The sequence below is a fragment of the Stenotrophomonas sp. RG-453 genome, from assembly GCF_033843685.1.
Taxonomy (GTDB): domain Bacteria; phylum Pseudomonadota; class Gammaproteobacteria; order Xanthomonadales; family Xanthomonadaceae; genus Stenotrophomonas; species Stenotrophomonas bentonitica_A.
In genome coordinates, this window is sequence record NZ_JAMYED010000006.1 from 90,753 (window position 1) to 115,636 (window position 24,884).

Here is a 24,884-nt window from a genome sequence, read left to right on the forward strand (position 1 = left end):
GGCTGCCGTACAGCGCAACGGCCCGGCATTGCCGGGCCGTTGTTCTAGAGGACGGCGTCGAGGCCTTTCCGGTCGATCAGGTTCAACAGTTTCAGCGATGGCCCACTGGGCTTCTTGTCGCCCTGCTCCCAACTGCGCACCGTTGAAACGCTGGTGTTGAGAACGCCTGCGAATACCGGCTGGCTGAGCGCAAGCGACGTGCGAAGTGCACGGATCTGGGCGCTGCTGTACGTGGGCACCGGCTCCAGGCACAGGGCGTCGTAGCAGATCAATCGACGCTTATCGATGACGCCATGCGCATGCAGGTGGACCGCAGCATCGTGCACGGCCTCCAGAAGTCGGCTCTTCGCGCGCCCGCGTTCAGAGGTCTTTGTCATGACAGATCTCCTGCAGGTCGCCGCATTTCACGGCGTGATCCAACTGTGTCGAGCTCATTCCAAGAAATTCCGAGGCATACAATTGGAGCGCATCCCGTTCCGTAGCACTGATTGTCGCGCGCTCGTTCTTCTCATAGCCAAACAGGAAGAACCAACTGGTGCCCACCGGGGCCGCGATGATGGTCCGGACACTCCCGCGCTTACCACGACCAGGCAACCGCACCCGCTTCTTGAAGATGCCACCGCCCAGGTCAGCATCCACCAGGCCTCGACGCATCTCATCGACCGCGCGGCACAGGGCCTCGGCGGTGAGCGCAGACCTGCGCAGGCTGCGGTTGAAGCTCCGGGTGCGGAAGACACGTTGCATGATCATACCGTGCCACTGAGTGGTACGGCGTGAACATCAGCACGTGGCGTGCCCGGCTGTCGGAAAGATCAGTGGGCAAACACAGGTACAGCGCTGCCAGAACAGAAAAGGCCCGGCATCACGCCGGGCCTTTTCGCGTGACCACGCCAGTCACTGCATCACGCAGTAAACAGCGCCTTCATCTTCTTCAGGGCATTCGCCTCGACCTGGCGGATGCGTTCGGCCGACACGCCGTACTCATCGGCCAGCTCCTGCAGCGTCACCTTGCTGTCCGCGTCCAACCAGCGACGGCGGATGATGTCGCGCGAACGCGCATCCAGTTCGGCCATGCCTTCGCGCAGCAGCTGCAGCTGATTGTCTTCGCTGTCCATCCGCTCATACGCCATCGAAGGATCTTCTTCGTTGGCGCGCAGGTAGGCAGCCGGCGACGGCGGCGCATGATCGTCATCGTCATCGCTGGAGAGATCGAAACCGATATCGCGACCCGACAGGCGCGACTCCATCTCGAGCACTTCACGCTCGGACACGTTCAGGTCCTTGGCCACCGCGCTGACTTCGGCCGCGTTCATCCAGCCCAGGCGGGTCTTGGACTTGCGCAGGTTGAAGAACAGCTTGCGCTGCGCCTTGGTCGTGGCGACCTTGACGATGCGCCAGTTCTTGAGGATGAACTCGTGCATTTCCGCACGGATCCAGTGCACCGCGAACGACACCAGGCGAACGCCCATGTCCGGGTCGAAGCGCTTCACCGCCTTCATCAGGCCGATGTTGCCTTCCTGGATCAGGTCGCCCAGCGCCAGGCCGTAGCCGTTGTAGCCACGGGCGACGTGCACCACGAAGCGCAGGTGGGAATGGACCAGCTCGCGCGCGGCGTCCAGATCCAGCTCGTCGCGGAAGCGGCGGGCCAGATCCTGCTCGTCATCGACCGACAGCACCGGGATCTGGTGCACGGCACCGATGTAGGCGTCCAGCGAACCGAGCGCACTGGGAATCGGGAGATTGTTTGCCACAAGGGCAGTAGAGGTGTTCTGGCTCATAGCACTCATCTTAGCAGTCCCGGAATTGGACTGCTAAAGGGGAAAGAAGTTCCAGCGTTCTGTTGATGGGATGCTGGTACAGATTGCACGTCTAACGTACCGCGAAATGATGACAGTGGCGAGAGCCTGGAAACGAGGCATCAACCCCCATGAAATCAATAGGATAGGGTGATGAATTGGGTGATATCACGTGTTTTCTGGCTGAACAGCCCGCCAGAAGCGCCCATTCATCCCGGAAAGGTTGCCGGCAGTTCAGCCAGGCATGGCTTGGCTCTACCCCCATGCCCCCCACGAAGCCGACCGCCAACACCGCCATCCCCGGTAGTGCCACGCCATGCGTGGCAGCCCGAACCCACCGAAGCCGTAATCCACGCCATGCGTGGCAGCCCGAACTCACCGACGCCTGGCAATACCCCGCCATGTTCAACCCGCAAGCGGCAGGTGGGGCAATCCATCATCGAGATGCTGGCCGTCCAGATGACGACCGCCAGTGATTACGCCGCCGGCTCCAGCGCAGCGCGCGGCGGCAGCGACCAGTCGATGCGGCCGTGGCCGCGGCGCTGCAGGTACTCGTTGGTCATCGAGAAATGCCGGCACCCCAGGAAGCCGCGATGCGCCGACAACGGTGACGGATGCGGTGCCTTGAGCACGCGGTGCCGGCCGGTATCGATGACCTTGCCCTTCTGCTGGGCGTAGCTGCCCCACAGCAGGAACACCACGCCCTCACGCTCGCGGTTGAGGGTATCGACCACGTGGTCGGTGAAGCCCTCCCAGCCGCGCCGCTGGTGCGCACCGGCGCTGCCCGCTTCCACGGTCAGCACCGCGTTGAGCAGCAGCACGCCGCGATGCGCCCACGGCAGCAGGCACCCGTGGTCGGGGCGCGGAATGCCCAGATCGGCCTCGATCTCTTTGTAGATGTTGAGCAGCGACGGCGGTACCGGCACGCCCGGCATCACCGAGAAGCTCAGGCCGTGCGCCTGGCCGTACCCGTGATACGGATCCTGGCCGAGGATGACCACCTTGACCTGGTCGAAGGGCGTGGCATCGAAGGCGGCAAAGATCTGCGGGCCCGGTGGGAACACCTGGGCTCCGGCCGCTTTGCGCTGGCGCAGAAAAGCGGACAACTCCCGCATGTCCGGCCGCAGCAGGTAATCACCGATACGCGTCTTCCAGCTCGGTTCGAGCTGGATGCTGGGTACTACATCGTCATTCATCGCACTGCAGGCTTGTCGTTGAGGCGGGACAGACGCAGCTGGAACAGCACCTTGGTGATGAGCAGCCGCTCTTCGATCGGCTTCTGCACCAGATCGTTGGCACCGGCCTGGAGCAGACCGGATTGATTGTGCGGGTTGCCGTCGCCGGTCATCACCAGCACCGGCAGGCGGCGTTTGCCGTAGCCGAAATCCACGCGCACGCGCTGCACCACGTCGCGACCACTGAGCTCGCCCTTGAGCGTGACATCGGTCAGCACCAGGTCGATGCGATGGCTGCTGCGGCCAAGCGACTCGGCGGTGAGCAGCGCGAACGCATCTTCGGCGGTCAGCACGTGCAGCACGTTCAGGCCCTGCCGTTCGAGCATGCGCTTGGTCGCCTCGGCGACGACGCGGCTGTCTTCAACGTACAGGATCGTCGCGCCGGGAATCGTCTCCGGCTGCACATAGCCGCGGATGAAGGTGGCCAGCGCTTCGTGACCGAGCGCCTTGTCGAAATAGTCGGTGACGTACTCAGTGAAGCGACGCTGCTCCAGATGCTGCTGCGCATCGCCGGAGACCACGATCACCGGTACGTAGGCCTGCCCCGCGGCGTCGCGCACGATGCGCGCCAGGTCGAGCCCGTCGCCATCGCTCAGCGTGAGCGAGGTGGTGACCAGGCTGACCGGGCCGGCATCCAGCGCCGCCCGCGCCTCGGCGATGCTCGCACAGCCCACCACCTCCACCGCCGGCAGTTCGCGTTGCAGCACATCGGCGATCAACTTGCGGACCAGCCGGGAGCCATCGACGACCATCACGCGCGGTGCGTCGTCGACGAGGTGCTTGAGGGCTTGCGGACGCATGCGGGGCTCAGGTTTCGGTGGGACGGGTCTGGCGCAGGAAATGTCCCGTCACCAGCCAGGCGCCCAGCCAGCCCAGCACCACGGTGCCGAGCAGCACGAACGAGGAATGCAGCAGGTCCAGACCATGCAGCACGAACGGGCTGCCATAACTCTGCGAGAGCGCGGCCAGCGGCGGGCGCAGCGCCAGCCCGGCGGCACCGATCAGGGCCAGCGCCACCGCGCCGGCGCCCAGGCCGTACCACGCGCCCAGGTACAGGAACGGGCGACGGATGAAGCCATCGCTGGCACCGAGCAGCTGCAGCACGCCGATCTCATCGCGGCGGGCCTGGATATCCAGGCGCACCGTGTTGCCGACCACCAGCGCGGCACCGAGCCCGAGCAGCACCGACAACACCTGCACCAGGCGCGTGCCGAAACCCAGCCAGCCATCCAGCCGCTTGCGCCACAGTGCATCGTGCTGCACCAGGTCGGCCTGCGGCAGGGCTTCCAGCGACTGCGCCAGGCGCGCGTCATCGGCGCCCTCGCCCGGGGTCACGATCAGCAGCGTCGGCAGCGGGTTGTCGTGCAGCGCATCGATCGCTTCGCCGAGCCCGGCACTTTCGCGCAGCTCCTGCAGCCCCTGCTCCGGCGTCTGCACGGTCACCTTGGCCACGTCGGCGCGGGCGCGCAAAGTCTCGGCGACCTGGCCGGCCGCATCGGCCCCGGCATCGGTCTTGAGGAACAGATTGATGTCGCGCGACTGCTGCACGCTGCCGGCGAAGTGCTTGAGGTTGTCCAGCGCGATCGACAGGCCCAGCGGCAGGGCCAGCGCCAGCGCCATGACCATCACCGTGAGCAGGGTCGCCCACGGCTTGCGCCAGGCGCGGCCGAGGCTGAAGACCACGCTGTGGCCATGATGGTGCAGCCACACGCCCAGGCGCGAAGGCGCGGCGGTTTCCTTGGTCACCGGAGTATTCATTCGGCCAGGTCCTGCGGCGAGATGTCATCGACCAGGCGGCCGTGGTCCAGGATCAGCACGCGCTTGCGCATGCGCCGCAGCAGGGCCAGATCGTGGCTGACCACCAGCACGCTGGTGCCGCGGTCGGGCAGTTCGGCGAACAACGCCATGATTTCTGCCGCCAGGGTCGGATCGAGATTGCCGGTTGGTTCATCGGCGACCAGCAGCTTGGGCTCGCCGACAATCGCACGGGCGATGCCGACGCGCTGCTGCTCGCCGGCCGACAACTGCGAGGGCAGCGCTTTTTCGCGATGGCCCAGGCCCATCCGTTCGAGCACCGAGCGCACGCGCTTGCCGATCTCGTTGCGACGGGTGCCACGCAGGATCAGCGGCAGGGCGACATTCTCGGCGATGCTGCGGTCCATCAGCAGGCGGTGGTCCTGGTAGACCGCACCGACCTCGCGCCGATGCCGTGGAATACTGCCGCCGCGCACCTTCAGCAGGTTGCGCTCATCGAAGATCACCGCGCCGCGGCTGGGCCGCTCGTCGAGATGGATCAACTTGAGCAGGGTGCTCTTGCCCGCACCGGAATGACCGGTAACGAACAGCATCTCCCCGGGGGCGACATCGAAGCTGACGTCCACCAGTGCCTGGTGGCCGCCGGCATATTGTTTGCTGACATTGTCAAAACGCAGGACGCTCATCCCCTGATTATGCAGGACGAGCGTGGCGCGTAGGTAACGGCAACCTGATGGGGGGGCTGATCGGTAGCGCCGGCCAGCGGCCGGCACTACCTCAGCCGTCAGGTCTTACGAACCGGAGAGCATCCGGCGGATCTTGCGGCCCAGGCGGGTCAGGAACGAGGCGCCCGGATCGGCGGCCGGCGTGCCGCGCATCGGCTTGGCGGTCACCTGCACCGGGGTCACCGGGCCGGTGGCTGCCGCGCCTTCGGCACCTTCGACCGGACGGCCGTGGCGGCGACGACGACGCTTGCGCGGGGCGCGCTCGCCTTCCACGGCGGGGCTGCCCTCGGCGGACGGGGCGGCGGTCGGTGTGAGCTGCGGCTTGGCCACGGCATCGGCGGCGGCAGCCACCGGCTGCTCGCCTTCCACGCGCGGCTTGCGCTCACGGCGCGGCTTGCCATCGGCACTGCGCTCACCCGGGGCGCGGCGCTCGCCGCGGCCACCGGACGGCTTGCCGCCGCGGCTGCTGCCACCGCCACGACGCTGCTCTTCCGCCGCACGCGCTTCGCGCGCTTCACGGAAGATCTGGCCGACGCTCTCGTTCTCGTCGCCCTCGGCATCACCCTCGCCTTCGGGCGACGGTGCACGCGGCGCGCGCGGGATCGGGGTCAGGATTTCGCTGGTGACCGGCTCGACCGGAATCTTCTGGTCGATGTAGGCCTCGATATCCGGCAGGCCCATCGCGTAGCGCTCGCAGGCGAAGCTGATCGCATCACCCTCTTCGCCCAGCCGCGCGGTGCGGCCGATGCGGTGCACGTAGTCTTCCGCATCGAACGGCAGGTCGTAGTTGTAGACGTACTTGATGCCGTCGATGTGCAGGCCGCGGGCGGCCACATCGGTGGCCACCAGGATTTCCAGCTGGCCCTTCTGGAAGCGGTTGAGCAGGCTTTCGCGCTTCTTCTGCGGCACATCGCCGGACAGCACGCCGACGCGGTAGCCGGCCTTCTCCAGCGAACGCGCGACGCGCTCGACGAACACCTTGGTATTGACGAACACCATGGTGCGGGCGCCTTCGCTGCGCGAGAGCAGGCCCAGCAGCAGCGGGATCTTCTCTTCGTCGGCCGGGAAGTAGATGCGCTGGCGCACGCGGGCGGCGGTGATCGATTCGCTCTCCACCACCAGCTTCTGCGGCTCGTTCATGTGCTCATAGGCCAGCTCCAGCACGCGGTGGCTGAGCGTGGCGCTGAACAGCAGCGTCTGGCGCGTGGTGCGCTCGGGCATGCGGCGCAGCAGGAAGCGGATGTCCTTGATGAAGCCCAGGTCGAACATGCGGTCGGCTTCGTCGAGCACGCAGATCTCGCAGGCATGCAGCGAGACCACCTTGTGCTGCTTGACGTAGTCGATCAGGCGGCCCGGGGTGGCGATGATCACGTCCACGCCCTGCTGCAGGATCTCGCGCTGCTTGTCGTAATCCACGCCACCGTAGACCAGCGCGAAGCGCAGGCCGAGGTCGGAGCCGAACTTCACGGCGTCCTTGTGGATCTGGATGGCCAGCTCGCGGGTCGGCGCCAGGATCAGCGCGCGCGGGTCTTCCGGCTTGCGGTCGGCCAGCGCCGGGCGGGTCAGCAGGCGGTTCACCACGGCGACCAGGAAGGCCAGGGTCTTGCCGGTGCCGGTCTGGGCCTGGCCGGCGACGTCGCCGCCGGGCAGCGCGACCGGCAGGGTCAGCGCCTGGATGGGCGTGCAACGGGTGAATCCGGCTCCTTCAAGGCCGGCCTGCAGGGCCGGATGCAGCTCGAAGGAGGAGAAGGTCAAATCGGTCAGCGGTTTGTCGCTCATGAGTCCGTCTTGGTAAGGCCATCCCGGCAGAGGTGCGGGGTGGCTTGCAATCTTGGGGGGCACCGTCGCAAACGGCCCCTGCGCCGGGATTGGCAGGGCCGGACTCCAGGTCCAGGGCGCCGCACAATGCCCCAGTTTAGCGCAATGTCGGCGTCAAACCGGGATCACCCGTCGCGCAGCGCCATGAGAATGCCCGCCCGGCGTGCCATTACAGCGCGTTGGCAGGGCTGGCGCGCGCTCTGCACCTCCTATTCACCCGCCCTGCCGCCGGTTGAACGGCGCGGCGGGCGGGGCTGGAACCGGCCTCCCGGCCCCCGCATATCAACCAGGATCGTCGCGATAACGCAGGTGGGCGATCACGGGACGCTTCTTTCCAACCAGCGTCTGTCCGGTCACGGCGATAGCGGTACACTGCGCCCCGTGAGCGTCCAGGCATCCGCCGAACGCACCGCTGGCCGCCCGCGGCCACGAGGCACCAGACGAGGGTGACGCCCGGTTGGCGTTGCCCAAATTCAACTTCCTCCGGCCCTGCCGGGTGCATTACCAGACGAGAAACCAAGATGAGCGACAAGGTTGTACATGTCGGCGACGCCGACTTTGATAGCGCAGTGCTGAATTCCAAGGAACCGGTACTGGTCGATTTCTGGGCCGAATGGTGTGGTCCCTGCAAGATGATCGCCCCGGCCCTGGACGAACTGGCCGACGCCTACAACGGCCGCGCCAAGATCGCCAAGGTCAACGTGGACCAGAACCGTGCCCTGGCCGCCAAGTACCACGTGCGCTCGATCCCGATGCTGCTGGTGTTCAAGGACGGCGAAGTCCAGGCCCAGCAGATCGGTGCCGTCGGCAAGGCCCAGCTGGCCGGCATGCTCGACAAGGCCCTGGCCTGATCGCTGCAGGCAGCCGGCCCCGTCCGGCTGCCACGCGGGCCCATCGCCCGCATGAATGACCCTGCCCCACCCGGCTTGCGCGCTGCCGCGAGCCGGTGTTAGTGTCGGCATATCCGGCCGCATTCGCGCGCCGCATCTTCTGGACGCAGTTTCCTTCCAGATCCTTTCCCAACGTTCGCCGCCCTGCCGGGCGCTCGCACCTTCTAGCGAGGAATCCAGCACTTGTCCGATATCACTACTTCCGAACCCGGGAGCGCCGACGCGCCCGCCGAGAAGCGCGTGCGCAAGCCGCGCGTCGCCAAGGCCGCCGCCAACACCGCTGCCGAGGCAGGTTCCCCCCCCTCACAACCCGCTCTGCCTCTGGCTGCCGCGTCTGACGCGCCGGCGCCGGCTGCTGCTCCTTCGGCAGCCCCGCAGGCATCGGCGCCGGCAGCTCCTGCCGGTGGAGACGCATCGCCCTCGCAGGGCGGTGGTCAGCAGGACACCGGCGACGGTGGCCAGCGCAACCAGAATGGCCGGCACCAGAACCAAAACCAAAACCAAAACCAGAACCAGCAGGGCGGGCAGAACCCGTACCAGCAGGGTCAGGGTCAGGGCCAGAACCAGGGCCAAGGCCAGGGTCAGGGCCAAGGCAACCGCCGCGACCGTTTCCGCAATCGCCGTGACCGCAACCGCGGTGGCGATCGCTACAACGACGACGGCATGCCGCAGGACAACGGCGAACAGCAGCCGTTCGTGCGCAGCCAGCAGGCCAACGTGCCCGAAGGCTTCCCGGTCTATTCGCTGAGTGACCTCAAGCGCATGCCGGCACAGAAGCTGCTGGAAATCGCCGAACAGCTGCAGATCTCCGAAGGCGTGGCCCGTGCCCGCAAGCAGGACGTGATCTTCGCCCTGCTCAAGGTGCTGACCCGTCATGGCGACGGCGTCGCCGCCGACGGCGTGCTGGAAATCCTGCCGGACGGCTTCGGCTTCCTGCGCGCGGCCGAAGCCAGCTACCTGGCCGGCCCGGACGATACCTACATTTCGCCCAGCCAGATCCGCCGCTTCAACCTGCGCACCGGCGACCACCTGTCCGGCCGCATCCGCTTCCCGAAGGACGGCGAGCGCTACTTCGCGCTGTCGATCGTGGACACCATCAACGGTGAGCCGCTGGAAGCATCCAAGAACAAGGTGCTGTTCGAGAACCTGACCCCGCTGTTCCCGCGCAAGCGCTTCACCCTGGAACGCGGCAACGGTTCGTCCGAAGACATCACCGGCCGCATCCTCGATCTGATGGCACCGCAGGGCAAGGGTCAGCGTTCGCTGATCGTCTCCCAGCCCAAGGCCGGCAAGACGATGATGATGCAGCAGGTGGCCACGGCGATCACCACCAATCATCCGGACGTGCACCTGATCGTGCTGCTGATCGATGAGCGCCCGGAAGAAGTGACGGAAATGCAGCGCACCGTGCGCGGCGAAGTCATCAGCTCCACCTTCGACGAACCGGCTGCGCGCCACGTGCAGGTCGCCGAAATGGTAATCGAGCGGGCCAAGCGCCTGGTCGAGCACAAGAAGGACGTGGTGATCCTGCTCGACTCGATCACCCGCCTGGCGCGTGCCTACAACAACGTGGTGCCCAGCTCCGGCAAGGTGCTCACCGGTGGTGTGGACGCCAACGCCCTGCACCGTCCGAAGCGCTTCTTCGGCGCCGCGCGCAACGTGGAGGAAGGCGGCAGCCTGACCATCATCGCCACCGCGCTGGTCGATACCGGCAGCAAGATGGACGAGGTGATCTACGAAGAGTTCAAGGGCACCGGCAACAGCGAAGTGCACCTGAGCCGCCGCATCTCTGAAAAGCGCGTGTTCCCGGCGATCGACATCAACCGCTCGGGCACCCGTCGCGAAGACCTGCTGATCGAACCGGAACTGCTGCAGAAGATCTGGATCCTGCGCAAGCTGCTGCATCCGATGGATGAAATGGCCGCGATGGAATTCCTGCTCGACAAGATGAAGAACACCAAGTCCAACGACGAGTTCTTCGGTTCGATGAAGCGCTGATAGGCGCATCTTCCGGACAGAGAAAGGCCCCGCATCGCGGGGCCTTTTTCGTTGAGGGGTGCCCGGGTAGTGCCGGCCGTTGGCCGGCTCCACGCATCCCCACACCACGCAGGTAGTGCCGGCCGCTGGCCGGCTCCACACATCCTCCGCCGAACGCCGGCCGGACAGAGCCCGGCGCTACGGGCAGCGCACCCCGCCCGCCGCATTGTCTGCATCCACCGATACGCGCACCTGGGTGAACGCCGCCGCGAACGGCTTGTCGGCGCTCACCACGAACGGTGCTTCCACCGCACCCAGGTCCACGCCCTGCTTGGCAAAGCACGCCAGCGGTACGGTCACGGTCTGCTTCTGCCCCGGCGAAAGGGTGGCCAGGACCGGCGCGATATCCACGCCGCCCTCGCAGCCGGTACCGCACTGCATGGTCACCTTCACCGGCGACACCGGGCGCTGCACCAGCTGCACGTCAAACTGCAGCGCGCCGTGATTACGGGCCAGCGCACCCAGGTTGCGCCGCGAGGAACTGCGTGCGATCAACTGCGCCGGCGCCAGCCAGGTCACTTCCTTGGCATCCTGCTGGGTATTGATCTGCACGGTGCGTACCTGCACTACCGGCGCGGCGGCCGGCCAGCGCAACGTGGCGTTGAGGTCGTTGCCCAGCGGCTGGGTGGCACCAGCGGCCGCCACATGCAGCGCGAACGGCGGCGTGTCGGCCCGGTTGAAGATCGGCACCGTGGTGACCTCGCCGCAGTTGTCCGGGTTGGCTTCGGGCAGGCGGTCGACCTTGCCCGGGGTGCGGTAACTCAGGCCGTGGCCAAGCGCGAACAGCGGCGGCTGCTTCGGATCCGGGCGGTCGATCGGCGCCGGGCACGGCACGCCCGGCCACGGGAAGCTCAGCCGCCCGCGGAAATCATGCGCGGGCTTGCCGTCCTTGCCAGCCACCAGCACGTCGGTGATGCCCTTGCCTTCGGTACCCGGCAACCACGCCGCCACGAAGGCCTGGGAGTGGTTGAGCAGATCGTTGGTGTACATCGGGCGCCCGGAGAAGTACACGGTCACCACCGGTTTGCCACTGGCCTGGGCCGCGCGCAGCACGGCCAGATCCTGCGGATAGGCACGGCTGTGGCTGACCGGATCGGACGCGAGGATGTCGCCGTTGGTTTCGGCATATGGCGTCTCGCCGATCACGGCCACCACGACGTCGAACTGCGCGGGATCCAGCGCCGTCGCATCGGCGCTGTAGGCAACCTTCTGTGCGCCAAGTTCGGCACGCAGCGCACCCAGCACCGAATCGGCAGTGGGGAAATCGGCATTGCGGTTCTCGGTGCCCTGCCAGGTCAGCGACCAGCCACCGGACTGATCGGACAGGTTGTCGGCACTCTTGCCGACCACCATCACCCGCGCATCGCGGCGCAGTGGCAACACCTTGGCCTCGTTCTTGAGCAGCACCAGCGACTCACGCACGGCCTGGCGCGCCAGCTCACGGTGCTGCACGGCGGCGACGTCACCGGCATGGCGGCTGTCGGACGGCTTGTGATCGAACAGGCCCGCGCGCAGCTTCACGCGCAGGATGCGGGTGACCGCATCATCGATGCGCGCCATCGGGATCTCCCCGCTCTCCACCTGGGCGATGGTGTTGGCGATGAAGGCCTTCCAGTCGTCGGGCACCATCACCATGTCGATGCCGGCGTTGATCGCCTGCGCACAGCTGTCGTTGCGGCAGCCCGGCACCTGGGCGATGCCGTTCCAGTCGGAGACGACGAAACCGTCGAAGCCCATCTTCTCCTTCAGCGCGCCGGTCAGCAGCGCTTTGTTGCCGTGCATCTTGCCGTAGTCGACGCCACCGCTGCGGTCGTTCCAGCTGTTGAACGAGGCCATCACCGTCTGCACGCCTTCGCCAAGCGCACCGTAGTAGCCCTGCCCGTGCACGTTGATCATGGTGGCCTTGTCGACCAGCGCTTCGCCCTGGTCGCGGCCGCTGTCGGTCGCGCCATCGCCGATGTAGTGCTTGGCGGTGGCAACGACATTGCCGTCGTCGCCGAAGCGCCCCTGCGCACCCTTGACGTAGGCCTGGGCGAATTCCCGTACCACGTGCGGGTCGGAGGAATAGCTTTCGTAGGTGCGCCCCCAACGTGGATCGTGCGCTACTGCCAGCGTCGGCGCGAACACCCAGTCGATGCCGGTGGCACGCACCGCGTGTGCGGTGGCCCGGCCGATCCGCTCGATCAGCGCGGCGTCGCCGGCCGCGCCCAGCCCGATGTTGTGCGGGAACAGCGTGGCACGGTAGACGTTGTTGTGGCCGTGCACTGCATCGGTACCCCAGATCACCGGGATCGGTGTGCGCGCATCGGTGGCCAGCGAGGCCGCCCGATACGCATCGGCCAACTGCAGCCACTGCGCGACCGTGGCGTGCTTGTCCATGCCCGGCCAGGAGCCGCCGCCATTGAGGACCGAGCCGATGTAGTACTGGCGGACCTGGTCGGGCGTGATCATCTTGATCTCGGGCTGGGTCATCTGGCCCACCTTCTGCGCCAGCGTCATCTGCGCCACGATCTCCTGCACCCGCGCCTCCAGCGCAGCATCCGGCCCGATCGCGCTGGTCACATGGGGCCAGTCCTTGAGGCGTTCACCGGTGGCCGGTGCGGCACCGGCCGTCGAGGCCAGCGCAGCCAGCAGGCAGGTAGCGAGAATCGTCTTGTTGGAGCTGGTCACTGGACATCTTCCTCTGATGAAATACGCGCGAACGGAACGGGCGGGACCGCAGCCGGGCAGCGGTCAGCGCCCCTCTCTGACAGCGCTGTCATATAAGCCCATGGCAACGCTGTCAACCGCCCGCGGCCCCGCTTGCGAACGGCGTCCCGCTGCAGCGGGGATCACCACCGGAGATGATGTCCAGGCCGTGCTTGAACTGCTGCATCGCGGCATGGAAAACCCGAACCCGCCACGCACGTCGCCGGCATGGCAACATCCGCCTGCATCGGCAACATCGATGTGACACACGCGCACTACCATCGGCACCTGGCCGCCCGCCCCTCCGAGAGGAACCCCCGCACCATGCGTAGTCGTATCGAGGATGTCGCCGCCGTTGCGGGTGTATCGATCAAGACGGTCTCCCGCGTGCTCAACAACGAGCCCAACGTGCGCGCGGAAACCCGCGAGCGGGTGCTGGCCGCCGTGACGCGGCTGGGCTACAAGCCCAACCTCTCCGCGCGCAGCCTGGCCGGGCAGCGCTCGTATGCACTGGCGCTGGTCTACAACAATCCCTCGCGCAACTACCTCATGGAAATCCAGAACGGGATGCTGGAGGCGTGCCATGCCCACCACTACAACCTGATCCTGGGCCCGGTCGGCACGGCGCGCCGCACCCTGCCCGACCTGGCTGCGCTGTTCGAGAATTCGCGCCCGGACGGGGTGGTGCTGATCCCGCCGCTGACCGATGACGCGGTGGTGCTGGCCTACCTGGAAGAGCATGAGATTCCGTATGCGTCCATCGCACCGCGGCATCCGGACGGCTGCATCGGCGTGCGCATGGATGAGACCACCGCAGTGGTTGAACTGATCGGTCATCTGGTCGCGCAGGGGCATCGCCGCATCGGCCATATCAAGGGCCCGCGCGCGCACGGGGCCTGCCAGTGGCGCCTGGCCGGCTACCGCCAGGCGTTGCGCCAGTACGGCATCGCCTACGATCCGGCGCTGGTGGTCAACGGGCAGTTCTCGTTCGAATCCGGCATCGAGGCGGCCAATGCACTGCTGGACCTGCCGGAGCCGCCGAGCGCGATCTTCGCCGCCAACGATGACATGGCCGCCGCGGTGTTCCGCGTCGCCGGGCAGCGCGGCCTGCGCATTCCCCGCGACCTGTCGGTCTGCGGCTTCGATGACACGCCGATCGCCGGGCACATCTACCCGGCGCTGACCACCGTGCGCCAGCCGACCGCCTCCATGGGCAGGCTGGCCACCGAGCAGTTGATCGACCGCATCCGCTCCCCGGAGGCCGGGGTCATGGTCACCGTCGACCATGCGGTGCTGGTGCGTGAATCCACGCACCCCCCGCGTCGCCGCTGAGCGCCTGCCTCAGTGGCTGTGGCGTGAACCGCGCCAGGCGTAGAAGGCAATGAACAGGTAGCACAGCATCGGCAGCAGGAAGGACACCTGCAGCCCGTGATGGTCGGCCAGCCATCCCATCGCCAGCGGGATCACCGCGCCGCCCACGATCGCCATCACCAGCAGGCTGGAGGCCTGCCCGGTCAACGTGCCCAGGCGGGCGATGGCCAGCGCGAAGATGGTCGGGAACATGATCGAGTTGAACAGGCCGATGCTGACCACGCTCCACTTGGCCAGGTTGCCGCTGCCGAGCATCGTCAGCGTCAGCAGGGCGATCACGATCAACGCGAAGACCCCCAGCATGCGGCGCGGGTCCAGCCGGGTCAGCAATGCCGCACCCAGCAGACGGCCGACCAGCGCCCCCCCCCAATACAGCGACACGTAGCGCGTGGCTTCCTGCTCGGTCAGCCCCTCACCGATACCGGGCATCGAAAGGAAATTGACCAGCACGCTGCCGATCGAGACCTCCGCGCCCACGTAGAAGAAGATGGCCAGCACGCCATAGCGCAGGTGGCGATGGCGCAGCGCATCGCGCAGGCGGCCACTGCCGGTGGCGGCCGCGCCTTCCACGCCGGGAATGGCCGGCAGGCGGAACATCCAGATCGCCACCGCCAGCACGAACAGCGCGACGGCCAGGCCGAAGTACGGCAGCTGCACCGATTGCGCTTCGGCGGCGCGGTAAGCCAGTGCCTCGGCCTGCGGCAGCAGGGCCAGTTCATCGGCGGTGCGCGGCGCGGCCGAGAGAATCAGCAGGCCGCCGAACAACGGCGCGATCGTGGTGCCCAGCGCGTTCATCGACTGCGCCAGGGTCAGCCGGCTGGAACTGGTCTGCTCCGGACCGAGCAGCGCAACATAGGGGTTGGCAGCGACCTGCAGCACGGTGATGCCGGTGGCCAGCACGAACAGCGCGCCGAGGAACAGGCCATACACATGCGCCTGTGCCGCCGGCCAGAACAACAGCGCGCCCACACCGGCGATGGCCAGGCCGGCAACGATGCCGCGCTTGTAGCCCACCGCCGCGACCAGGCGCCCGGCGGGCAGCGACATCAGGAAGTACGCGCCGAAGAAGGTGAACTGGACCAGCATCGCCTGCACCCAGGTGAGCGCGAACGCCGCCTTCAGGTGCGGAATCAGGATGTCGTTGAGGCAGGTGAGGAAACCCCACATGAAAAAGATGGCGGTGACCACGGCCAGTGCAACGCCATTGCTTTGCACATGTTGTCCGCGGACGGCAGCAGGAGTGTCCATTGCATGTCCTTCCAGATTGGGAGAGCCGGCCAGTCGGCGGCCAGACATGGAACCTGCTTGGACCGCGATTGTCCAGCGCTGTCAGCCATCCGCTGTCCGTGGCCCGCGATGCTGCGATGCGTGCACGCGATTCACTTCGCGCAGTTTCGTTCTGCACTGCACAACGCGTGTGCATCCTCCTTCCGGCGGCCGACGTCCCGGTGGAATCGGGCCACAACGCCTGCGTTGCAGTGCTTCCGCCGCGCAGGTGCCGGATGTGCAGGCAACGTGGAACGCGTGACGATGGCCAGGCAAAGCGCAGCGGGGACGTCGTTTGTTGACAACGCTGTCAACCATGGCTCCAATCCGGGCCGTGCGCACTGGAACCCGCGCCGACACAACGCAGAACCGCCACGATCGAATTCCCTGGGGAGGGATCATCATGAAGACGTACAAGGCCGTACCCCGCAAGGCGATGCTCACCTCCGCACTTCTCGCTGTCCTGGCCGGCCCGGCCTGGGCGCAGGATCCCGCGGCCCGGGAAACCTCCACGACAGCCCCGAATGGCGTCGACCCCACCACGCTGGATGCGGTGCAGGTCACCGGCATCCGTGGCAGCCTCACCTCGTCGATGAACCTCAAGCGCGACAGCCAGGGCGTGGTCGACGGCATCGTTGCCGAGGACATCGGCAAGTTCCCGGATACCAACCTGGCCGAATCGCTGCAGCGCATCAGCGGCGTGTCGATCGACCGTACCTCCAGCGGCGAGGGCTCCAAGGTGACCGTCCGCGGCATCGGCCCGGACTACAACCTGGTGCTCCTGAACGGCCGGCAGATGCCGGCGTCCAACCTCGGCAACGGCGGTGCCGGCCTGAACGGCTCGCGATCGTTCGACTTTGCGAACATCGCCTCCGAATCGATTTCGGCCGTGGAGGTCTACAAGACCACCCGCGCCGACAATCCGACCGGCGGCATCGGTGCCACCATCAACATCAAGACGCTGCGTCCACTGGAGGCGGCGCCGGTCGTCAGCCTGGGCCTGAAGGCGGTGCACGACACCTCCAACGACAACGTGCCGCGCACGCTGCAAGGGTCCAACATCACCGGTGAGCTGTCGGGCATCTTCAGCCAGACCTACGCCGACGGACGCTTCGGCGTTGCACTCAGTGCCAGCCACCAGGAACGCGATTCCGGCTTCAACCAGGCGACCGTTGCCGAAGGCTGGGCGACGCTTCGTGGCAGCGACACCACCGACTGGCGGGCATTGCCACAACCCGGCACGGGCTATGCCGACCGGATCACCAACCGCCCGGGCCCCGATGATATCTATGGCCGCCCGCAGAACTCGGCCTACAACGTCAATGCGGTACAGCGCCAGCGCACCAACGGGCAGGCCACGTTCCAGTGGAAGCCGCTGGACAACGTGACCACCACGCTGGACTACACCTATGTCGAGAACAAGGTCCAGCAGCAGCGCAGCGAACTGTCGGTGTGGTTCAACTACGGCCCCGGCGACAGCACCTGGACCAACGGCCCGGTTGCCGCGCCGATCGTCTACAGCGAAGACGTGGTCAACGGCGACGTGGCCATGGGCGGCATGAAGCTGGCGACCAAGAACAACATGGAAGCGGTAGGCTTCAACGTCGAGTGGGAGGTCAACGACGCGCTGGACATGACCTTCGACTACAACCGCGCCAGTGCCGAATCGCAGCCCGATGGCCCCTACGGCTCGGCGGGCGTGCTTGGCGTCGCCGCTTACGTGCGTGGCAAGACCACGGTCGATTACAGCGGCGACCTCCCCATCATCAACATCGCACTGCCTCCTGGCGGCATCCAGGCATCGGATGCCCTGGTGACCGGCTCGGTCTTCCAGAACAGCTACAACAAGTCTGAAGTGGAGCAGCTGCAGGCCAAGGGCGTGTTCCGCTTTGCCGACTACTCCGCGCTGGATTTCGGCGTGGGCCACACCAAGGTGGACAACCGCTCGGCGGCGGCCATCATGCAGCGAGACAGCTGGGGCGGCGTCGGTACGCCTGCGGACTACGATGACAGCATCTGGTACGCCGATGACATGGCCAAGTACTTCAAGGCGTTCTCCGGCCACAACGATCCGCGCCTGACGGGCCAGTTCCTGGTGTTCGATTTCGACCGCCTGCGCGATCGTGCCGCCCAGGTGGCCAATGGCGTGGAACCGGCCTGCCCCACCTGCTATGTCGCCCCGACGGAATACTCCGAGGACATCCGCACCACGGAAACGTCCAAGAGCGCCTACCTGCAATACCGCACTACCTTTGACTGGAACATGCCGCTGCATATTGCCGCGGGTGTGCGCTACGAAGAAACCGAGGTGGAATCGCAGGCGCTGGTGCGCGTCCCGACCTCCATCAGCTGGAATTCGCTCAACGAGTTCAACATCACCTACGCCGACGAAGGCGCCTTCGTGGGTGGCAAGGGCAAGTACGACTACATCCTGCCCAATCTCGACCTGAAGCTGGACCTGAGCGAATCGTTGGCGCTGCGCGGCAGCTACAGCCGCAGTCTCGGCCGTCCAGGCTGGACGCAGATCGAAAGCGGGCAGCGTCTGGACAACATCGTGCGCACCCAGGGCGGCACCGGCTCGCGTGGCAACCCGGCACTGGAGCCGTTGCTCTCGGACAACTTCGATCTCTCGCTGGAGTGGTACTACGGAGAGGCCAGCTACGCCTCGGTCGGCTTCTTCCGCAAGAACATCAAGAACTTCATCAGCAATACGATCGCGCGTGAGGATGCAGGCAGCCTGCACACCCCCGTGGGCGGCGCCTACTGGAACGAGGCACTGGCATCGGGCTGCGTGGCCACCGATACGGTGTGCATCCGCAACTACATCTTCACCAACCATGCCGGCGACCCGGGCGTGACCTCCACCGGCGTCAATTCCGCAGGGCAGCAGACCGGCAGCATCGTCGGCCAGCCGGGTGATCCGATTGCCGGGTTTGACGTCACCCTGCCGGCCAACCAGCGTTCGGACCACCTCCAGGGTTGGGAAGTGGCCGTGCAGCATCTGTTCGGCCAGTCCGGCTTTGGCGTCGCGGCGAACTACACCAAGGTGAAGTCCGGCCTGACCTTCGACAACCTCAGCCTGGGCGACCAGTATCCGATGATCGGCCTCAGCGATTCCGCCAACGCGGTGCTGTTCTACGACAAGAACGCCTGGCAGGTGCGTGCGGCCTACAACTGGCGCGACAAGTTCCTCAACGGCATCGGCGGCCAGGGCCCCAACCCGAACTACACCGAAGCCTACGGCCAGCTTGATCTCAACATCAGCTACGCGGTCAGCGAGCAGCTGACCCTGAGCCTGGAAGCGATCAACCTGACCGACGAGACCATGCGCACCTACTCGCGCCACACCAACATGCTGCGCTACGCCACCCAGACCGGCCCGCGGTACATGTTCGGCGTCCGCTACAAGTTCTGAGTCGGCACTGCCGAGCTGCAGCACCGGAAGGCCGCGCTCATCCCGCGGCCTTCCGCTTCCCTCACCTGCGCGCTACCGTGGGCGCCACCCGCCCCTGCCATCAGGATGCCGATGTCCGCCATGCCCGGCCCGATCGAGGAACTGCATGATCTGGATCCGGCGCAGCTGCACGCGCAGTTGCCCGGCTGGACCACGCCGAAGGTGATCCGCGGGCTGGTGGCCGGGTGGCCGCTGGTCGCCGCAGCGACCCGGTCCGCGCAGGCGGCGGTTGACCATCTCAAGCAGTTCGATCACGGCGCGCTGCCGGTCACTGCCACCACGGCGCCACCGGAGGCCCGGGGACGGGTGTTCTACAACGCGGACATGAGCGGCTTCAATTTCCGCCGCGAGCAGATCCCGTTGAAGGTCGTGCTCGATACCCTGCTCAAGTACGCGCCGGCACCGGCACCGCCGTCGATCTATGTGGCATCGACCACGCTGGACAGCTTCCTGCCTGGCTTCCGCCAGACCAATGCGCTGGAACTGGGGGTGGACGATCCGCTGGCCAGCATCTGGATCGGCAACCGCTCGCGCATCGCCGCCCACCAGGACGTGCCGGACAACCTGGCCTGCGTAGCCGCCGGCCGCCGCCGCGTCACCCTGTTCCCCCCATCGCAGGTGGGCAATCTGTATATCGGGCCACTGGATTTCACGCCGGCCGGGCAGGCGGTCAGCCTGGTCGATTTCGCCGCACCGGACCTGGTGCGGTTTCCACGCTTCAGCGCGGCACTGGCGCACGCACAGGTGGCCGAGCTGGGGCCGGGCGATGCCGTGTTCATTCCATCGCTGTGGTGGCACCACATGGAAGGGCTGGAGGCGTTCAACGTGCTGGTCAATTACTGGTGGCGGCCGGTGCCGGCGTGGATGGATGCGCCGATGAACGCATTGATGCTCTCGCTGCTGGCGCTCCGCGATCTGCCGCCGGCGCAGCGCGCGCATTGGCAGGCGATGTTCCAGCATTACGTCTTCCAGGCCGATGAACACACCACCGCGCACATCCCCGAGGCCGTACGCGGTGTGCTCGGACCACTGGACCAGGCCGGCGCCGATCACCTGCGCGGCGTACTGCGCAGGCGCCTGGAACGCTGAAGGCCGCCACCGCGGTGCCCACTTCACCCACGTGGGGGTGTAATCCGCAATAATCGCCGCCCAAAGAGTTGTTGACCGCCCGGGGGCGGGGTCGTCGAAAGGCGGGCGCGGCACGCGCACCGGTTCGGCACTGTGTCGTGCGCTCCTGACTGCTTCGCTGCTGCCGTTCCATCCGCGTGTTCCGGTTGGTGCTGCACCCTGCTGCCCGTGAACCGCATGCGCCCGTTGTCCGCCCGCCTCAACCTCGGCACGTTGATCCTTGCCCTGGCCCTGCTCAGCGCGATCATCGCCCTGGCCAACACCCTGCATGCCAGCTACCGCGTGCAGCGCGAACAGTTGATCGGCAACACGCTGGAAGCCAACCGCGTGTACGCCAGCAAGCTCGCCGAATCGACCCAGAACTTCGTGCTCTCCGCTCAGCAGCAGGTGGCCTACAGCGCCACCGTGCTCGGCCAGCGCCAGCATGATCGCCAGGCGCTGGAGGCCGAGGCCGCCCGCCTGCAACTGCAGACCAACAGCTTCAACTCGGTGTTGATCGTCGATGCCGGGGGCACCGTGCTGGCCACCTCACCGCAGAGTCTTGCCCTGCAGGGCGTGCTGCTCAACAGTGCTGGCAACCGCGACGCCCTCGCCCGGCGTGCGCCGTTCATCAGCGACCCGTACCAGTCGGCCACCGGCCGGCTGCTGGTGGCGATCTCGCACCCGATCTTCTCCGCGCAGGGCCAGTACCAGGGCTACGTCAGCGGCACCATCTACCTGCGCCAGCGCAGCATCCTGCAGTCGTTGCTGGGCAAGCACTACTACCGCGATGGTTCCTACCTGTACGTGGTCGACCGCAATGGCCGCATCCTGTACCACATCGAGCAGGACCGGGTCGGCCAGTTCGCGCTGCAGAACCCGGCCGTGCAGGCAGTCACCCAGGGCCACTCGGGCGCCCAGCAGGTGCGCAATACCCATGGCGTGCAGATGCTGGCCGGGTACGCGCCGGTGCCGAGCGTTGGCTGGGGGGTGGTGGCCCAGCGGCCGACCACCGCCACGCTGGCCTCACTGTCCAAGCTGATGTCGGCGGTGATCTGGAATGCGATTCCGCTGGGCATCCTGTCGCTGCTGATCACCTGGTGGTTTGCGCGGCGCATCTCGCTGCCGCTATGGCAGCTGGCGCGCAACGTGCAGAACCGCGACACCGGCATCGCGATCCGCCACGTCACCGGTATCCGGGCCTGGTACTACGAAGTCGCCCAGCTCAAAGCCGCCCTGCTGTACAGCTTCAACCTGCTGCAGGACCGCATCGGCAAGCTCAACCGCGCCAGCATGACCGATCCCCTTACCGGCCTGCAGAACCGGCGCGGCCTGCAGCAGGGGCTGGAAGACTGGCAGGCACGCGGCCAGCCGTTCGGGATCATCGCGCTGGACATCGACCGCTTCAAAAGCATCAACGACCGCTTCGGTCATGCGGTCGGCGACGCCGTGATCCTGCGCATCGCGCAATTGATGCGCGATGGCTCACGCGACACCGATCTGCTCTGCCGCAACGGCGGCGAGGAGTTCCTGATCCTGTTGCCGGGCATCGATGCCCTCCATGCCGCGCAGGTGGCCGAGCGCCTGCGTATCCAGGTGGCCGCCGAAGTGTTCGAGCAGGTCGGCACGGTCACCGTGTCGCTGGGCGTGGCCCACTACCCGACCTATCACGATGATCCGCAGCAGGCGCTGCGGCTGGCCGACAAGGCCCTGTACATGGCCAAGGAACAGGGCCGCAACCGCACGGTGGTGTACCCGCAGCCCGGCAGTCCGGGCGTAGGATGAGGGACCGCGGGCGCGACGCCCGCGCTCCTGTTAGTCTCAGCCGCCGAGCGGCGTCAGCAGCTTCGGCGCCTTGCTGGCGGCGTCGGCCATGAACACGCCGCCGGCGGGCAGCAGGTCGGCATTGGCATCGGCGCTCAGTGCCTTGTCGCTGCGCCACGGGGCCTGCTGGTGCGGGCCGGGAATGTAGGCATCCCAGCGGCCGTAGCGCTCCACCTCATCGCTGAACGAAAATCGCACCGGCACCCGGATGGTCCAGCTCGCCTCGTCCTTCTGATCTCCGGTAGAGGGCGCCTTGAAGGTCCACTTACGTGCGGCGCCCATCGACACGCGGGCCAGCTTGTCGCGCATTTTCCGCATGTTCGCCTCGTTGGCGATCACACGAAGATTGACCTGCTCGGTGGCCACATCCAGCACCTTCCCGTCGCGCCCGACCTGTATCAGCAGCAATACATCGCCACGCCCGCGCGCATTGAAGACATCCTCGGGATACACCGGCGGCGTCATCTTCACCTTGGTGACGTTGTCGGTCGAGGTTTCGTCGTACGTTTCGAAATTCGCTGCCAGCAGCGTGATCAGGCCGGTGCCATCGGGGTTGTTCTTCGCACCCAGGCGGATGGTGGCCGGGGTACGTGCCTTGACGGCCTGGCCATTCACAAGCACCGGGGCGAAACGCCACGTCTTGACTGCATTTTCGACGAAGGTGACGATGGTCTCGTCGACCTGCGCGCGCTTGTCCAGACGGAACGCCTCGACCTGCCCTTCGGTGCCGATATCGATCTCGCCGGTAAGCACCATGCTGGCTTCGGCCTGCTCGCGCACCTCGCGCTTGGTCTGTGCGTCCGCATCAGGGACCACGACCATGCCCACGCCGCTGAAGGCCAATGCCAGGGCAAGAATAGGGGAACAACGCATCGCACTCTCTCCTTGTGGATGCCTGACAGCGTAGCGCAGTGGGAATCGGGTGGACAATCAGGCCAGCCGCAGCGCCCCGGCGTACGGCGGGGTATCCGGAAAATCACCGGCCGCGAAACCGGCCTGCAGCCGCTGCCACCAGGCCGGATCAAACAGATGCCCGAAGTGCTCGCGCACCGCGGCCAGCTCGGGCGCCGGCAGCCCCATGAACATCCAGAAGCGCTCGGGAAACACGTCCTGGGGGCCGATCTGGAACCATGGCTCGTCGGCCAGCGCTTCCTCTTCGTTGCGCGGCGCCGGCCAGGCGCGGAAGGCACACTCGGTGATCAGGCACAGCTCATCGTAGTCGTAGAACACGGCACGCCCATGCCGCGACACGCCGAAGTTCTTCGGCAGCATGTCGCCGGGAAAGATGTTGTTGCGCGCCATGTCGGTGATCGCCTGCGCGTAGTCGAGCGCGGCAATGCGACGCGCCTCGGCGGTCTGCTCGCGCAGGTACAGATTGAGCGGACGGAAGCGTCGCTGCACGTAGCACAGCGCGATCACCAGTTCCTCGCCCTCCTCATGCACGCTGCCGGCGCACTGGGTCAGCAGTTCCTCGCGCAGCGCCGCGGAGAAACGCGACCGCGGGAAGCGCAGGTGCCGATAGGGCTGTGCGTCGAGCAGCCGGCCGACACGGTCCAGGTTGAATACCAGCGCATACTTCTCTTCGACCTGGTGCCGGGTCATGGTCTTGGGCCAGGCGAAACGGTCGCGGATCAGCTTGAACACCAGCGGATAGCTGGGCAGGGTGAACACCGCCATGACCATGCCGGGCGTGCCATCGGCGTGCACCAGCTGCTCGCCGGGCTGGTCCTGGAAGTGACGGAAGAACGTGCGATAGCGCTCGGTCTTGCCCTGCTTGGCGCGCCCGAGCACGGTGTAGATCTCATCGACCGGCTTGCCCGGCAGCAGGCTGCGCAGGAACACCACCGCATCGCCAACGGTCGCCAGGTCGGCCTGGAAGTAGCTGCGCGAGACACCGAACAGATGCGCGAGATCGCGGCGCCGGCTCAGCACCGCATCGACGCGCAGGCCGCGCTCGTCATGGACCAGTGCGATCACGCAGGGCGAGAAGCAATGCTCGCCGAAGACGCGCCCGACCAGATAGGCGCGGCGCTCACGATAGAACACCGTATCGAGCAGTTCGATGCTGCGCACCGGGTAATCGCCCCAATGTGCCAGATCGTCCTGCAGGCGCACGGCCACCGCCGCGGCGCAGCGCAGCTGGTGTGCATACGGCACATCGAACCGATAGTCGCCGAGCACGCGCATGAACGCGTCCGCCGGACGCGTGGGAGAGAGCGTGTAGCTGTGTCGCGCGACCGGATGGGTGATGGCATCGGACGGCTCCACATCCATCGCCATGAACTCGATCGCCCCGTCCACACCGCGGGTGGCGAACAACCGCCGCGCCAGTGTGTTGTAGAAGGTCTTGTAGAGCTCGGCGTCGATCAACCCGGCCAGCAGCGCAGCGTAGGCGGGGCGTATGCGCAGCCACAGCGCGCGCTCACCGATGTCCGCGCCCGCTGCGCGGCGCAGGGCATCGACGGTCCCGGCGATGCACAGGTCGTACAGCCCGATGCGCTCCACGGCGTCCTGCCGGGCCCCCGCCCAGTCCCTCTGTTCGAAACGCTGCCGCGCGCGCCGGCTGATCGCCGCGAAGCACGCATGGTAGTCCTCGAAGCCATCGCGGATCAGCCGCGCGAGCGCGTCCGGCGTCGCGTTCATGCGACGCCCCGGACGGAGCAATGATGGAACCGGCAGGAACAGCAGGCGCATGCAGCCACTTCCAGAGGACCTGCCGCCACCATACGGCAGCGACTGGGCGGTTGCCCAGTCGGCGCAGGTGTGCACCCGGGTTCCGGGGTAGAGTCGCCCCATCAACCATCAACTATCGAACAGGGGCAGTGATGACGACAGGCCGTCGCAGGACAGTGTGGGCGGGCGCCTTGTTGCTGGCGGCAATACTGATAGCCGTGTTCTGGGGCCAACGTGACCCGTCA

The 24,884-nt window shown here is 66.6% G+C and carries 18 protein-coding genes; 6 read left to right on the plus strand and 12 right to left on the minus strand.

From position 1 onward, the window contains the following. Positions 1-44: 44 nt before the first annotated feature. The 8 genes from NJD74_RS12835 to rhlB form a co-directional block, all read right to left on the minus strand. Entirely contained in the window at positions 45-377 is a 333-nt protein-coding gene (locus NJD74_RS12835) for a DNA-binding transcriptional regulator (RefSeq protein WP_070472225.1), read from the minus strand. Next, positions 361-744, minus strand: coding sequence for a type II toxin-antitoxin system RelE/ParE family toxin (locus NJD74_RS12840; protein WP_070472598.1), 384 nt, complete (start codon positions 742-744; stop codon positions 361-363). The genes NJD74_RS12835 and NJD74_RS12840 overlap by 17 nt, the downstream gene beginning before the upstream one ends. 158 nt (positions 745-902) lie before the next feature. Continuing rightward, positions 903-1,778, minus strand: a complete 876-nt coding sequence (rpoH, locus tag NJD74_RS12845; RefSeq protein WP_019183519.1) for an RNA polymerase sigma factor RpoH — start codon at positions 1,776-1,778, stop codon at positions 903-905. A 494-nt stretch (positions 1,779-2,272) separates the two neighbouring features. After that, a complete protein-coding gene (gene ung, locus NJD74_RS12850) occupies positions 2,273-2,992 on the minus strand; it encodes a uracil-DNA glycosylase (RefSeq protein ID WP_070472228.1) in 720 nt (239 codons plus the stop codon). Next, the gene (locus NJD74_RS12855; protein WP_019183513.1) at positions 2,989-3,831 is read right to left on the minus strand and encodes a response regulator; all 843 of its coding nucleotides are present in this window, start codon (positions 3,829-3,831) and stop codon (positions 2,989-2,991) included. The genes ung and NJD74_RS12855 overlap by 4 nt, the downstream gene beginning before the upstream one ends. A gap of 7 nt (positions 3,832-3,838) precedes the next feature. After that, complete coding sequence (ftsX, locus tag NJD74_RS12860) at positions 3,839-4,789, minus strand: permease-like cell division protein FtsX (RefSeq protein WP_319624305.1); 951 nt, start codon at positions 4,787-4,789, stop codon at positions 3,839-3,841. Continuing rightward, positions 4,786-5,472: a cell division ATP-binding protein FtsE gene (gene ftsE, locus NJD74_RS12865; RefSeq protein ID WP_019183511.1), complete on the minus strand. Its 687-nt coding sequence runs from the start codon at positions 5,470-5,472 to the stop codon at positions 4,786-4,788. Before ftsE ends, ftsX begins: the two co-directional genes overlap by 4 nt. A 105-nt stretch (positions 5,473-5,577) precedes the next feature. Then, on the minus strand, positions 5,578-7,290 hold the full coding sequence (gene rhlB, locus NJD74_RS12870) for an ATP-dependent RNA helicase RhlB (RefSeq protein WP_070472235.1): 1,713 nt from the start codon (positions 7,288-7,290) through the stop codon (positions 5,578-5,580). Positions 7,291-7,850: 560 nt separating this feature from the next. Here rhlB and trxA point away from each other — a divergent pair. After that, a complete protein-coding gene (gene trxA / locus NJD74_RS12875; RefSeq protein ID WP_019183509.1) occupies positions 7,851-8,180 on the plus strand; it encodes a thioredoxin TrxA in 330 nt (109 codons plus the stop codon). Between the two features lie 222 nt (positions 8,181-8,402). After that, entirely contained in the window at positions 8,403-10,217 is a 1,815-nt protein-coding gene (gene rho / locus NJD74_RS12880) for a transcription termination factor Rho (RefSeq protein ID WP_284128703.1), read from the plus strand. A 177-nt stretch (positions 10,218-10,394) separates the two neighbouring features. Here the strand turns inward: rho and NJD74_RS12885 are convergent, their stop codons facing one another. Continuing rightward, positions 10,395-12,926 (minus strand): glycoside hydrolase family 3 protein, encoded by a 2,532-nt coding sequence (locus NJD74_RS12885; protein ID WP_102788612.1) that lies wholly within the window; start codon positions 12,924-12,926, stop codon positions 10,395-10,397. Positions 12,927-13,268: 342 nt separating this feature from the next. Between NJD74_RS12885 and NJD74_RS12890 the strand changes: the two genes are divergently transcribed. Then, entirely contained in the window at positions 13,269-14,276 is a 1,008-nt protein-coding gene (locus NJD74_RS12890; RefSeq protein WP_046273075.1) for a LacI family DNA-binding transcriptional regulator, read from the plus strand. A 9-nt stretch (positions 14,277-14,285) separates the two neighbouring features. Here NJD74_RS12890 and NJD74_RS12895 read toward each other — a convergent pair whose 3' ends face one another. Continuing rightward, complete coding sequence (locus tag NJD74_RS12895; RefSeq protein ID WP_319624306.1) at positions 14,286-15,563, minus strand: sugar MFS transporter; 1,278 nt, start codon at positions 15,561-15,563, stop codon at positions 14,286-14,288. Between the two features lie 421 nt (positions 15,564-15,984). On the opposite strand from NJD74_RS12895, the gene NJD74_RS12900 reads away from it, so the two are divergent. The 3 genes from NJD74_RS12900 (at position 15,985) to NJD74_RS12910 (ending at position 21,927) form a co-directional block, all read left to right on the plus strand. Then, positions 15,985-18,996 carry a TonB-dependent receptor gene (locus NJD74_RS12900; RefSeq protein ID WP_019183504.1) on the plus strand — a complete coding sequence of 1,004 codons (3,012 nt, stop codon included), beginning with the start codon at positions 15,985-15,987 and terminating at the stop codon, positions 18,994-18,996. A 111-nt stretch (positions 18,997-19,107) separates the two neighbouring features. Then, the gene (locus tag NJD74_RS12905) at positions 19,108-20,124 is read left to right on the plus strand and encodes a cupin-like domain-containing protein (protein WP_319624307.1); all 1,017 of its coding nucleotides are present in this window, start codon (positions 19,108-19,110) and stop codon (positions 20,122-20,124) included. Between the two features lie 216 nt (positions 20,125-20,340). Further along, complete coding sequence (locus NJD74_RS12910; protein WP_070472249.1) at positions 20,341-21,927, plus strand: sensor domain-containing diguanylate cyclase; 1,587 nt, start codon at positions 20,341-20,343, stop codon at positions 21,925-21,927. A gap of 36 nt (positions 21,928-21,963) precedes the next feature. Here the strand turns inward: NJD74_RS12910 and NJD74_RS12915 are convergent, their stop codons facing one another. Then, a complete protein-coding gene (locus NJD74_RS12915) occupies positions 21,964-22,839 on the minus strand; it encodes an energy transducer TonB (protein ID WP_139146346.1) in 876 nt (291 codons plus the stop codon). A 57-nt stretch (positions 22,840-22,896) separates the two neighbouring features. Continuing rightward, the gene (gene aceK, locus NJD74_RS12920) at positions 22,897-24,609 is read right to left on the minus strand and encodes a bifunctional isocitrate dehydrogenase kinase/phosphatase (protein WP_319624377.1); all 1,713 of its coding nucleotides are present in this window, start codon (positions 24,607-24,609) and stop codon (positions 22,897-22,899) included. Positions 24,610-24,884 lie beyond the last annotated feature (275 nt).